Raw genomic sequence first — 13,091 nt, 5'->3', positions numbered from 1 at the left:
GCGGGCCGCTCCGATCACCAGTTCGACAGAGCGCGATCGAGCGTCTCGGCCAGTTGCTCGGCATTGTCCCTGGCAAAGGGCAGTGGCGGCCTGATCTTCAGCACATTGCCGCGCGGACCGCAGGACGAGATCAGCACGCCGTCCTCGCGCATGGCTTCGACGACCGCCGATGTCTTGGTGGCGGCCAGAGCCTCGTCGCCGTCCGCCGTCAGCTCGACGCCGAAATAGAGGCCGTTGTGCCTGACATCAGCGACCGCGCCGTGCCGGCCCTGCAGGGCGCGCAGCAGTTCACTCGTATAGGCGCCGACATTGCGCGCATTCTCGATCAGCCCCTCGCCTTCGATGACATCGAGAACGGCGAGGCCGACAGCGGCCGCGACCGGGTTGCCGCCGAAGGTGTTGAAGTAGCCGGTGTTCGAACCGAAGGAGGCGACAAGCTGCGGCCGCACGAGCACGGCGCCCATCGGGTGCCCATCGCCGATCGGCTTGCCCATCGAGACGATGTCAGGCTCGATGCCATAGTTTGCGAAGCCCCACATGCCCTGGCCAAGCCGGCCGAAGCCGGACTGGACCTCATCGGCGATGACGATGCCGCCGGCCTTTTTGACGTGATCCGCCGCTTCGCGCATCACCGCCGCATCGGGAAAGAAGATGCCGTCGCTGGAAAAGGCGGAGTCGAGAAGCAGCGCCGCCGGCTTGATGCCTTTTGCTCGCATGTCCTCTATGGCAGCGGCGACATTTCCGGCGAAATCATGCGCGGCCCGGCCATGGTCGCGGAACGTGTCCGGCGCTGCCACCGTGCGGTGGTGCGCTGGTACCCCCTTTGCCCCGACCGCCGCCGGCGACAGTTGCGCCGTCGCTATGGTGGCGCCGTGATAGGCGAAATCGGTGATGATCACCCCGGTGCCGCCGCTGGAATGCTGGGCAATGCGGATGGCAAGGTCGTTCGCCTCGCTGCCGGTGCAGGTGAACATCGCGTGGCCGAGATGGGCCGGAACGGTGCCGAGAAGCTTTTCCGCGTAATCGAGGATGATCTCGCTGAGATAGCGTGTGTGGGTGTTGAGCGTTGCGGCCTGCCCGGACAGTGCCTCGACGACGCGCGGATGGCAGTGGCCGACCGAGGCGACGTTGTTGTAGGCGTCGAGGAACTTGCGGCCCTGGGCATCGTAGAGCCACACACCGCTGCCGCGCACCAGATGAATAGGGTTGCGGTAGAAGGCGCGGTAGGTCGGCCCGAGCAGCCTGGCGCGGCGTTCGAGCAGCGCGCGCTCCGATGCAGCCGCGTCGGCATTTGCGGGATACGGCGAGGACTGGGGCACGAGCATCTACTCCGGATTGGAATGGTCGAGAAAATAGCGGCGGGCATCGGTGGACGACAGACCATCAAGCTTTTCAAGCGAAGCCCAGACCTCGGTGGCGAGGCGCAGCACGTAGTCGCGCTTGGCCGGGAAACGCTCGGCCTGCCAACTGGCGATGTTGACGATGAGCGCAAGTCGGGCACGGATCAGATCGAAGAGAATGCCAATCTCTTCCTCCTCCAGTGGTTGGAGCGACTGATAACCTGCGACAAAGCGCGCTGCCGGTGCCAGCGGATGGCCTTCCGCCGGCCAGCGGTAGACGGCGCCGATGGCGAGGTCGCAGATCAGCGGCGAATGGATCATGTCGCCGAAATCGAGAATGCCGCTCACGACCTCCGGCCGCGAAGCATCCATCACCACATTGTAGGAATTCATGTCGTTGTGGACGATCTGCGCGCGCAGGCTCGGGATGACCGGCGCAGCATGCTCCTCGAAGGAGTCGATCGCGCGCTCGACCATCGCCCGCCGACTCGGATCAGTGATGTGCGCCATCATCGGCCGTGTCTTGGCGACCTTGCGGATGTCCCAGAGCAGGTCGTTGCCGGCGGCCGGATGGAAGAAGCCGCGCAGCGCCCGGCTGAGGCGGGCGAGGAAGATGCCCAGATTGCGATCCTGCGCCTCGGAAGTCGGCGAGCGCGACAGCAACTGACCGGACAGATAGGTCACCAGCCGGATAATGCGCGGCGCCGATCCAGCGACGCTGACCGCGAACTGCGCTTCATCCTCGATGCTTTTGCGCACCGAGGGAACCGGCAAGGTGGGGTCGACCGCAAGGATGTGGTCGAGCGCCTTGTTCTGGAAGTCGGTGAAGCCAGCTTCTTCCGCCGGATGGGAGATCTTCAGGACGAACTCGCCCTCGCCGTCGGTCTGAATATGGAAATTGTGGTCGCGTTCGCCAGGCAGCGGACGCGCGGTGCCGGTCAGCCCGTAGTGCCGGCGCAGGATGGCGAGGGCGTCGGCCGTGGAGACACCCGGTGCGTCCTCGGCGAGTGTTTCGCCGAACGCATCGGGCACCGCCGCATTCATGGCTTAGCCTCGATAGGTTCGAGGCCACACCAGTCGGCGATGAACAGCGCGATCGTCTGGGTGACCTTGCGCACCGAGTCGAGATCGACGGCCTCGTCATAGCCATGCGGCATGCGGCAGATCGGGCCGTAGACGATCGCCGGCGTGTCGGCATAGAGGCCGAAGAAACGTGCATCGGTGGTCGCCGAGGTGACGTGTTCCGTCAGCGGCTCGCCCCACACGGCGGTATGGCTGCGGCGCAGCACCGCTTCCATCTCGTCGGCGCCCTCCAGCACATAGCCCTCGGCCATGAAGCCATTGTAGGTCATCTTGGGTGGTCGGTTGGCCAGGAACGGATCGGCGCGCGCCGCATCGGCAATGCAGGCCTCGAGCTCGGCCCTGGCGTCTTCGAGCCTCTGGCCGGGATAGGTGGCGACGCGCATCTCGAAGACACAGCGCGCCGGAACGCTCGATGTCCACTCGCCGCCTTCGATCTTGCCGAGGTTGAAGCGGATCGGATGCGGGTGATCATGGAAATGCGGATCATCGACCTTGCGCGCGTTCCAGACGATTTCGAGCTGCTTCAGCGCCTGGATGATGACGAAGGCTTTTTCAATGGCATTGGCGCCGGCCGAAAATGCACCCGACGCATGCTGCGGATCGCCGTCGACCTCGACCCTGAACCAGATCGGCCCGACCTGCGCCCGCATCAGCCGCGGCTCCAGCGGCTCGGGAATGAAGGCGGCGTCGGCGCGGTAGCCGCGCTGCAGGCATGCAAGCGCGCCATTGCCGGTGCATTCCTCCTCGACCACCGACTGGAGATACACGTTCGCGGCCGGCTGATAGCCAAGGCTACGCAAGGCGCTCAGCGCATAGAGGCAGGCGGACAGGCCGGCCTTCATGTCGCCGGCGCCGCGGCCATGCATCCAGCCATCCTCGATCGCCGGATCGTAGGGATCGCGGACCCAGCGGTCGAGCGGTCCGGTCGGAACGACATCGATATGGCCGTTGAGGATCAGCGAGCGGCCGGTCGCGTTTCGCGGCGTGTGGGTAGCAACGACGTTGAAGGCATCGTCGTAAGAGACCGCCACGGGGGAAAAACCCGGCAGGTCGCGAATCACGTCGACATCGACGCGCCACATGTCGACCGCGTAGCCATCCGCCTCGTAGGCGGCGGCCATAAACGACTGCGCGGGGTGTTCCTCGCCACGTTGGGAGGGAAAGCGCACGAGGTCTTGCAGAAACGCGACCTGTCGGGCGAAGCCATCATCGACTGCGCTCAGAATGGCCTCATCCGCAATCCGCTTAGGCATCATATTTCACTTTCATCTGGATGGTGTATCATATCTCATATGCCATTCCTGTGAAATGCAAGAGGCATGCGCGCCAAACTTTCAGTCCAGGACTTGCCGTTCGATGCTGCCATGGTCTTGGGGGAGTTGGCATCGGATGCAGCAAGCCGATACTGCTATCTCTGGAAGACATGACGAGGAATGCGTTGATCACAGAAGACACGATGCCCGCCGAAATCACCGATCTCGCCATTGGCTACCATCGCCTGCCGGCTGGCAAGCTTGCCAATGCGGTGACCTGGATGGAAGCGCGTACGCCGCAGCCGGATCTCGCGCGCCCTTTGGGCATGACACGGATCACGACGCCCGACTGCGTTTCCTACCGGGCGATCTTTCTCAAGATCGGCGCACCCTGGCTGTGGGACCGCGTTTCCGAAATGTCCGATGCCGAAATCACCGAGCATTTCGCCGACCCGCGCCAGCATCTCTACTACGGCCATGATGAAACCGGCGCGCATCTCGGCATGGTCGAGTTCTTCGCCGCCGACAATAACGAGATCGAGATCACCTATTTCGGCCTGTTCCCGTCCCTGACCGGCCGCGGTTTCGGCAAACGGCTGATGGCCGGGGCACTGGAGCTCGCATGGCGTCTCAACCCGAGCCGCATCTGGCTGCATACAAGCAGCTTCGATCATCACAGCGTCATCGGATTCTACAGCGCCTGCGGGTTCGTGCCCTTCGCTACCGGATTTGAGATCGTCGACGATCCCCGTATCAAGGGAACCTTGCCGCGCGATGCCGCACCGCAAATTCCGCTGATCGAAGCGGAGTGGAGCGGCTGCGGCGACTCTCCCCCAGAGAGCTACAGGCTGTGCGGACCTAGATGAGAACAGCTCCGCAATCCGTCAGCCAAGCGTCGCCGCACCATCGCCGATGGGTGCGCCGCGAGACCATTCTGTCGACGCTGGCGCGTCATATCGACACGCGCATCGTGCTGTTCGCCGCGCCCGCCGGCTTCGGCAAATCGACGACGATGGCGCAATGGGCTGCGGAAATCGCACGCCACGGCAGGCTGACGGCATGGCTGTCCTGCGAGGCGACGGACAATGATGAGGGCGCCTTCCTATCGCATCTGGTGGGCGCGCTGCGCCATCTGGTCCAGAGCCCGGCGGAACTCGACCTTGCCTTCCAGTCGAGCCCCATCCCGCAGCTCGATGTCGTGCTCGCGGCACTTGTGGCGGGTCTGGCGGCGCGCGAGGCCGACATCACCCTGTTCTTCGACGATTACCACGCCGTCGAGGCGCCGGCGGTGAAGCGGTTCATGGAGCGCCTGACCCGGCAGGCGCCGGAAAATGTTGCTTTCGTCATCGGCTCACGCAGCCTGCCCGACCTGCAGCTCGGCAAGCTCCGGGTGCTTGGCGACGTTTTCGAAATCGGCCCCGACGATCTGCGTTTCGCCTCATCCGAGGCCGAAGCTTTCTTCAACGACAAGCTGGGCCTGAGCGTCAGCAGCGGCACGGTGGAGACCTTGTGCTCGCGCACCGAAGGATGGGCCGCCGGCCTGCAACTGGCCTCTTTGTCACTGAGTGCCGCGCATGCACCGGAAACCGTCATCGGCAATTTTACCGGCGCCAACCGAAACGTCGCCGACTTCCTGATGGGCGAAGTGTTCCTGGAACTGCCGCCGGCGATCGCAAAATTCCTGCTCTACAGCTCGATCTTCGAACGCTTCAGCGCCGAGCCCTGCCGGGCGGTGATGCGCGCGGCCGACGCCGAAGCGGCGATCACCGAGATCGAGACGCGCAACCTGTTCCTGGTGCCGCTCGACGAAGAGCGGCGCTGGTTCCGCTACCATCATCTGTTCCGCGATTTCCTTAGCCGCGAAATGGAACGGCGCGAACCGGAGATGATCGCGCCGCTGCATCTGGCGGCTGCCGAATGGTTCGGCGAGCGCAAGATGCTGACAGAGGCGATCGGGCACGCGCTGGCCGCCGGCGACCAGGCCCGCGCGGCGGTGTTCGTGGAGAACAATGCGCTCGACCTCATCGCCCAGTGCCAGCTTCTCTACGTGCGCCAGCTGCTGGCACTGCTGCCGAGGAAGCTGATCGACCAGCGCATTCGGCTGCAGCTGGTCGTGCTGTGGTTGGCGGTGCACAGCAGCCAGCCGGAGATTGCCCAACAGACGCTGAGCAATGCGCGCAAGCTGGTCGAAGCCGGACCGACCGACAGCAACGACCCGGGCACGATGACCGGCACAACGATCGAGGCCGAGCTCGTGGTTCTCGCCGCCGCCGTTCACAGCACGCTGGAGCAGTTCGATCAGGCGCGCGCCACAGCCCTTGCGGCCCTGCGCGTCATCGCGCCCGATGCCTGGTTCATGGAGGGCGCGACCGCCAATGTCATTGGCTACAACCTCTATGCGCTGGGTGACCTCGACGGCGCACGCGCCGCCATCGATGCGGCACGCCGGGCGCATGAGCGAAGCGGCAGCCTGCTCGGCGTCACCATTGCCAATTGCTACATGGCCGTGATCGAGCGTTCGGCGGGCCGCTTGCCCGCCGCCGAGCGGCTGCTGCGCAACGCGATCATCGAGGCTCGGGCGCGGATCGGTGCAAACTCCTATGCCGAGGCCCTGGCCGGCACGCTGCTTGCGGAACTTGCCTATGAGACCAATGCGTCGGGCGAAGCGCTGACCCTGGTCGAGAATCTCGGACCGCAGATCGAGGGCGCGGCGGTCATCGTCTATCCCCTGGCCAGCGTGCCGACCTATGCCCGCGTGCTGCAGCTGACCGGTCGCACCGAAGCGGCACTGGATATGCTTGAGCGCGTCTATCAACGCGTACATGGCACGGTGTATCGCCGCCTGGCATCGATGATCGTGCATGACCGCATACGTGTGCTGCTCGACCAGAACCGTATTGCCGAGGCGCGTGCGCTGCTGGCCGAGCATCGGGGCGAAGGGACCGAGGCTTCGGTGGTCATCACTACCGCCAACGAGTTCGAGTTCTTTGCCGAGGGCCGCCTGCTGACGGCCGAGAAATCCTATGCCGCTGCCGCGGGGGTTTTCGACGCGCTGCTCGAGCGCACGAAAGACAGCGGGCGCATGCGCCGCCATATATTGGCGCTGATCCTGCGCGCCAAGGCGGCCAGCGCCTTCCACGACCAACGCGAGGCCGACCGCAATCTCCTCAATGCGTTGCGTCTCGCCCAACCCTCCGGCTTCATCCGCTCTTTCGTCGACGAGGGAAGGCCTGTTGTCGAAGGGTTGATGCGGCTGCGCGCGGCCCAGGCGAAGACCGATCCCGCACTGTCAGCCTATGCGTCGCGCATCATCGATGCCGCGCAGGCGATGCCTGTCGCGACGCGCAAGCTGGCCGCACCAGCCGCCGAGAAGGAACAGCTCACCCAGCGCGAGGCCGAACTGCTGCGCTATCTCACCGAGGGCATGTCCAACCGCGATATCGCCTTGGCGTTGTCGGTGAGCGAGACCACGGTGAAATGGCATCTGAAGAACATTTTCGGCAAGCTCGCGGTGACCAACCGGGTGCAGGCGGTGCGCGCCGCGCAAGGATCTGCAGGCGCCCATACCCCTCCGAAAGGAGGGGCATAGATAAGAGGCGCGACCCCACTTTCGGGTCGGGCCATCTGATCGTTAGCCTGCTAGCGTCACCTGGTTTTCAGAGGACGCTGCGCATGGCGACAGGCTACGTTTTTCACGAACAGCTGATGTGGCATGACACCGGCTCCAGCGCCGACATGATGCCGCCCGGCCGTTTCGTGGAACCCGGCCGGCATCTGGAATCCCCTGGCTCCAAGCGCCGGCTGAACAACCTCATCCAGGTCAGCGGCCTGTCGCGGCATCTGGTGCCGATCATCCCCGAGCCGGTCTCGGTCGACGACCTGTTGCGCGTGCACACGCAACGCCATGTCGACGATATTCGCATGCTCAGCGAACGCGGCTCCGGTTTCGCCGGGCCGCAGGCGCCGATCGGCCTCAACAGTTTTGACATCGCGCTGCTGTCGGCCGGGACCACCTATGCCGCGATGCGCGCCGTGCTGACCGGCCGCGTCGACAATGCCTATGCGCTGGCGCGGCCGCCGGGACACCATGCCGAGCCCGACCAGGCGATGGGCAACTGCCTGTTCTCCAACATTGGCGTCGCTGTCCGCCGGCTGCAGCATGAAGGCTTGCTCGGGCGCGCGGCGATAGTCGACTGGGATGTGCATCACGGCAACGGCACCGAGACGGTGTTCTATTCCGACCCGTCGGTTCTGACCATTTCCGTGCACCAGGACAATCTCTATCCGACCGGGCGCGGTGCGCTGGCCGACAACGGGAAAGATGCCGGCGAGGGCTTCAACATCAACATCCCGCTGCCGGCCGGCAGCGGCACCGGTGCTTATGAAGCGACTTTCGACCGCGTTGTCGCACCGGCACTGCGCGCCTACAGACCGGACCTCGTCATCGTCGCCTCCGGCTTCGATGCGTCCGGCTTCGATCCACTCGGCCGCATGATGCTCAACAGCGAATGCTTCAGGCGTCTCGCCGCGCGCATGGTTGCGCTGGCCGCCGAGACCTCGCAAGGGCGCCTGATGATGACCCATGAAGGCGGCTACTCCGAGGGCTATGTGCCGTTCTGCGGCCATGCCGTCATCGAGACGCTAGCCAATCACCGTACCGAAGTGGTCGACCCTTTGTCGGACCATATCGACGAATGGGCCGGGCAAGACCTGCAGCTTCATCAGGCCGCGGTGATCGATGCCGCCGAAGGCCTGCTCGCCGGCCTGCGCCAACGTCTCGCCAGTGCGGCTTGACGCGATGGATTTCGTCATCACCACGCTGCTCAATGCGCTGACGCTGATCAGTATCCTGATGCTGGTCGGGCTCGGGCTGGCGATCAGCTTCGGCCTGATGAACGTGACCAATTTGGCACATGGCGAGTTCGTCACCGTCGGCGCCTTCGCGGTCTATTTCGTCCAGAGCATGGGTGGCTCGTTCTGGCTAGGGCTGGCGGCTGCCCCCATCGCCGGCGCGGTGATCGGCTGCATCCTCGAATTCGCCATCATCCGCCATCTCTATTCCAGGCCGGTCTCAACTGTGCTTGCCACCTGGGGCGTCAGCCTGATCCTGCAGCAAGGGCTGGAACTGATCTTCGGTCTCGGCGCCAAGCCGGTGACGCCGCCTATCGAGGGCACGCTCGACCTCTTCTTCACCGTCTACCCGGCCTATCGGCTGATCCTGATCGGCATCGCCATGCTGACCTTGCTCGGCGTCATCCTGCTGATCAGCCGCACGTCCTTCGGTCTCGACATCCGCACCGTCATCCAGAACCGCGAAATGGCCGAGGGCGTCGGCATCAACACGCGGCGCACCTACGCCATCGCCTTCACCTTCGGCGCGGCCATCGCCGGGCTCGCCGGCGGACTGGTCGCGCCGCTGGCGATCGTGCTGCCGCAGATGGGGGTGAACTATCTCGCCAACGCCTTCTTCGTCGTCATTGTCGGCGGCGTCGGCTCGATCGGCGGCCTCGTCGCCGGCAGCGTCTTCGTCGGCGGGCTGACCAGCATCCTCAATTATCAGATCTCGCCGTCGCTGGCGCAGGCGGTCGTGCTGCTGGCGGCCATCGTCGCTGTCCGGCTTCGGCCCAACGGCCTGTTCAACGGAGCGTCGCGATGATCGCCCGCGACCGCAACTGGCTGCTGATCTTCGCCGCCTGCGTGGCGCTCGCGATCATCTATCCGTTCTTTGTCGGCGGGTATCAGCTGACCGTGATCCGCGACGCGCTGATCTTCGGCCTGTTCGCCGCGAGCCTCGACTTCTTCTGGGGCCGCACTGGAATCCTGTGTTTCGGCCACGCTGCGTTTTTCGGCATCGGCGGCTACATCATGGCGCTGATCACGCTCAACGATGCGATCTCCTTCGCCAGCCTGCTTGGCATCATCGGTGCGGTGGCCGGTGCGGCCTTGGTCTCCGCCATCATCGGCTACTTCCTGTTTTTCGGCGGCATCCGTGGCAGCTATTTCACCATCGTCACGCTGGCCATGGGCGTCATCTGCCAGCAGGCGGCGGTCTCCTGGAGCTCGGTCACCGGCGGCGACAGCGGGCTGATCGGCATTCCGCCGATTGCCTTCGATGTCGGCGGGCTGCACGTCGATCTCAGCCAGGACCTGCCCAGCTACATCTTCGTCTCGGCCATCGTCGCGGTGACCGTGCTGGCGCTGTGGTCGATCAGCCGTGGCCGCTGGGGTACGGTGCTGACCGCCATACAGGACAATGAAGTCCGGGCAGCAGCGCTCGGCCACAATGCGCCGTTGCGGCTGCTCGTCACCTTCGTCCTGTCGGCGGCGATCGCCGGCCTTGCCGGCGCGCTCTATGTCTGCATGGCGGGGTTGGTGGCACCGGATCTGTCCGGACTGCTTCTGTCGACGGAAGTCATCGTCTGGGTGGCGGTCGGCGGGCGCGGCACGCTGCTGGGGCCGGTGCTCGGCGCCATCTTCATCCAGCGTGCGCAGCAGACGATCAGCAGTTTCAACCCGAGCCTGTGGCCGCTATTGCTCGGCTGTGTCTTCGTCATCATCGTCTTCGTCCTGCCGGACGGCATCCTGTCGATCTACGCGCGACTGAAAGCCCTGTTCAAAGGCGGGAGGCGCGCACAATGAGCGACATCCTGCTCCAGGCCGAAAATGTCGGCATCCGCTTTGGCGGGCTGCAGGCGCTGGAGGCCCTGAACCTCACTGTACGCGACAAGGAACTCTGCTGCATCATCGGCCCGAACGGCGCCGGCAAAAGCACCTTCCTCAATGTGTTGACCGGTACGCTGCGCCCGACCAGCGGCAGCGTGCGCTTCCTCGGCCACGACATAGCCGGCCTGCCGCTGCATCGCATCGCCCGGCTCGGCATCGCGCGCAAGTTCCAGATCCCGTCCGTCTTCCCGAGCCTCTCGGTGGAAGACAATGTGAAGGTCGCCCGCTGGGGGGCGCCCTCGCCTGTGCGCCCGGTTGGCGAATTGCTGGAATTGGTCGCGCTGAGCAATCGCGCCGCCACACCGGCCGGCGAACTCGCGCATGGCCAGAAGCAATGGCTGGAGATCGGCATGGCGCTGGCAATCGAGCCGCGGTTGCTTTTGCTCGACGAACCCACCGCCGGCATGACGCCGCAGGAGACGCTGGCGACGGCCGATATGCTGCTACGCCTAAAGGGCGAGTTCTCGATCGTCGCCGTCGAACACGATATCCGCTTCGTACGGGCGCTGAACTGCGAGACGCTGGTGCTGCATCAGGGACGCCGCCTGCGCAGCGGTCCTTTCCATGACATCGAGACCGACGAAATGGTCCGCGATGTCTATCTGGGGAGGCGCTGATCATGCTGCGGACAATGGCGGTGTCAGCCGGCTACGGCCCGCTCCCGGTGCTGAACGGCATCGACCTCAGTGTCGCGCCAGGCGAAGTCGTCGGCCTGCTCGGCCGTAACGGCGCCGGCAAGACGACGCTGCTGCGCGTCATCGCCGGCGGCTTGCGAGCGAGCGGTGGCGCGGTGGTTCTCGGTGACAAGGACCTCACGAACGCGCCGGCCTTCCGCCGCGCGCGGGCAGGCATTGCGCATGTGCCGCAGGGGCGCGGGATCTTCAACCAGCTGACGGTGCGGCAAAACCTGGAGGTCGGCACCCGCGCTGCCAAGGACCGTGGCGACGGCGGCATTTCGGCCGACATCTTCGGCTATTTTCCGATCCTGCGCGAGCGCGAAGCGCAGGTCGCCGGCACGCTTTCGGGCGGCCAGCAGCAGATGCTGGCGATCGGCCGCGCGCTCTGCGGCCTGCCGTCGGTGCTGCTGCTCGATGAGCCTTCGGAAGGCATACAGCCGAACATCGTGCAGTCGATCGCCGAGCTGGTGCCGCGCATCGCGCGCAAACGCAGCATCGCGATCGTGCTGGTCGAGCAGAATCTCGATCTCGTTCTCAAGGCATCGGACCGCTGCCTGGTGATGGAGAAGGGCAGGATCGTCCATGAAGGCGCGCCGGAGGCGTTCGCCGACGAGACCCTGCTGAAGGATCTGTTGGCCCTATAAGGCGCGCCTGAAGCGCGCCTGGGAGCTTGTTGACTTGTAAGGCGTGCATGGGGCGCGCCTGGGACTGGAAGGGAACACAACAATGATAAGCAGAAGAACTGTCTTGAAATCCGGCGGCGCCGCGGCCGCTTTCGCCATGGTCGGTGCGCCGTCGGTCCTGCGCGCCGCCGACACCGTCAAGGTCGGCCTGTCGATCCCGATCACCGGGCTGCAGGCGATCCTCGGCGAGACGCTGCTCAATTGCTACAAGCTCGCCGCCGCCGAACTGAACGCCGCCAATGGCATTGGCGGGCGCCAGGTCGAGTTGTTCATCGAGGACAACCAGACCACGACCAAGGGTTCCATCGACAAGGCGCGCAAGCTCATCAACGAAGACAAGGTCGACGTGGTCATGGGCACGATCATTTCGCCGGAGCGAAGTGCTACGCTGTCGGTGACCTCGAAGGCCAAGAAGCTGTTCTTCTACCCAACCAATTTCGAGGGCGGCGAATGCAACCGCTACTTCGTCGCCACCGGCCCGATCCCGATGCAGCAGGTCGACCCGATGATGCCGTGGGTGGCCGAGACCCTCGGCAAGACCATCTACGTCATGGCCTCCGACTATGCCTGGCCGCAGAAGATGACCGAGGCGATCACGGCGGCTTACGAAAAGGCCGGCGGCAAGATCATCGGCGCCGACTACTATCCGTTCGGCACCACGGATTTCGGCCCGGCCTTCCAGAAGATCAAGTCGCTGAAGCCCGATGTCGTCTGGTCGATGGTGGTCGGCAACGACGCCGTCACCCAGCTCAAGCAGTATCGCAGCTTCGATATCAAGCAGCCGCTGATCGCACCGCTCGACGAGGTCTTCAACAAGGACGCGCTGCCGCCCGGCGTCGCGGCCGGCACCTACGCACCGCAGCCTTACTGGATGGCGCTCGACAATCCGGTCAACAAGAAGTTCATCGCGAGCTTCCGCGAGAAGTTCGGCAAGGAGAAGATGGTCAACGGCATCGGCGAAGCCGGCTACAACGGCCTGCATCTCTACGCCCTGGCCGCCGAGAAGGCCGGATCGCTGAAGGACGATGATGTGCTCAAGGCGCTGCCGACGATCGAGTTCGACGCGCCGCAAGGCAAGATCCGGGTCGATGCCAGCAACAACCACACGCTCTGCCATTCCTATGTCGGCAAGGCGGCCGCAGACGGCATCAGCTATGAGATCGCCAAGGATTTCGGGACGATCGCGCCGGCCACCCCTTACTGCAAACTGTAGGCGCTTCGGCAACAGCTCCAGGTAATCCTGACGGCGGCTTTGCCGCCGTCAGCTCGCTTGCGGCGCAGGCAGCCGCTCGCGCAATTCGTCGACAAGCACCCTGGCGTTTTCGGGATAGT

General features: G+C 64.8%; 11 protein-coding genes. 8 read left to right on the top strand and 3 right to left on the bottom strand.

Annotation, left to right across the window (positions count from 1 at the left end):
• Nucleotides 1-14: 14 nt before the first annotated feature.
• The 3 genes from EN879_RS00865 to EN879_RS00855 are packed head-to-tail and all read right to left on the bottom strand — an operon-like array spanning nt 15 to nt 3,676.
• Nucleotides 15-1,325, bottom strand: coding sequence for an aspartate aminotransferase family protein (locus EN879_RS00865; protein WP_063167564.1), 1,311 nt, complete (start codon nt 1,323-1,325; stop codon nt 15-17).
• Entirely contained in the window at nt 1,326-2,384 is a 1,059-nt protein-coding gene (locus EN879_RS00860) for a phosphotransferase (RefSeq protein ID WP_063167563.1), read from the bottom strand.
• Nucleotides 2,381-3,676, bottom strand: coding sequence for an ArgE/DapE family deacylase (locus tag EN879_RS00855; protein WP_063170179.1), 1,296 nt, complete (start codon nt 3,674-3,676; stop codon nt 2,381-2,383). The genes EN879_RS00860 and EN879_RS00855 overlap by 4 nt, the downstream gene beginning before the upstream one ends.
• A 203-nt stretch (nt 3,677-3,879) precedes the next feature.
• On the opposite strand from EN879_RS00855, the gene EN879_RS00850 reads away from it, so the two are divergent.
• The 8 genes from EN879_RS00850 to EN879_RS00815 all read left to right on the top strand — a co-directional run bounded on the left by EN879_RS00850 (nt 3,880) and on the right by EN879_RS00815 (nt 12,972).
• Nucleotides 3,880-4,542: a GNAT family N-acetyltransferase gene (locus tag EN879_RS00850; RefSeq protein WP_244514272.1), complete on the top strand. Its 663-nt coding sequence runs from the start codon at nt 3,880-3,882 to the stop codon at nt 4,540-4,542.
• Complete coding sequence (locus EN879_RS00845) at nt 4,539-7,265, top strand: LuxR C-terminal-related transcriptional regulator (protein WP_063167562.1); 2,727 nt, start codon at nt 4,539-4,541, stop codon at nt 7,263-7,265. The genes EN879_RS00850 and EN879_RS00845 overlap by 4 nt, the downstream gene beginning before the upstream one ends.
• 83 nt (nt 7,266-7,348) lie before the next feature.
• On the top strand, nt 7,349-8,470 hold the full coding sequence (locus EN879_RS00840) for a class II histone deacetylase (RefSeq protein ID WP_013532992.1): 1,122 nt from the start codon (nt 7,349-7,351) through the stop codon (nt 8,468-8,470).
• Complete coding sequence (gene urtB, locus EN879_RS00835) at nt 8,415-9,332, top strand: urea ABC transporter permease subunit UrtB (RefSeq protein WP_244514271.1); 918 nt, start codon at nt 8,415-8,417, stop codon at nt 9,330-9,332. The genes EN879_RS00840 and urtB overlap by 56 nt, the downstream gene beginning before the upstream one ends.
• Complete coding sequence (locus EN879_RS00830) at nt 9,329-10,315, top strand: branched-chain amino acid ABC transporter permease (RefSeq protein ID WP_024502520.1); 987 nt, start codon at nt 9,329-9,331, stop codon at nt 10,313-10,315. Before urtB ends, EN879_RS00830 begins: the two co-directional genes overlap by 4 nt.
• Nucleotides 10,312-11,016 (top strand): ATP-binding cassette domain-containing protein, encoded by a 705-nt coding sequence (locus EN879_RS00825; RefSeq protein WP_013532995.1) that lies wholly within the window; start codon nt 10,312-10,314, stop codon nt 11,014-11,016. Before EN879_RS00830 ends, EN879_RS00825 begins: the two co-directional genes overlap by 4 nt.
• 2 nt (nt 11,017-11,018) lie before the next feature.
• Entirely contained in the window at nt 11,019-11,720 is a 702-nt protein-coding gene (locus EN879_RS00820) for an ABC transporter ATP-binding protein (protein ID WP_063167561.1), read from the top strand.
• Nucleotides 11,721-11,823: 103 nt separating this feature from the next.
• Nucleotides 11,824-12,972, top strand: a complete 1,149-nt coding sequence (locus tag EN879_RS00815) for a substrate-binding protein (protein ID WP_244514270.1) — start codon at nt 11,824-11,826, stop codon at nt 12,970-12,972.
• The last annotated feature ends 119 nt before the right edge of the window (nt 12,973-13,091 follow it).

The organism is Mesorhizobium sp. M7A.F.Ca.AU.002.02.1.1, assembly GCF_003998535.1.
In the GTDB taxonomy this organism is placed as follows: domain Bacteria; phylum Pseudomonadota; class Alphaproteobacteria; order Rhizobiales; family Rhizobiaceae; genus Mesorhizobium; species Mesorhizobium ciceri.
The sequence above is the reverse complement of the archived record's forward strand: the minus strand, read 5'-3'. Positions and strand labels throughout refer to the sequence as shown.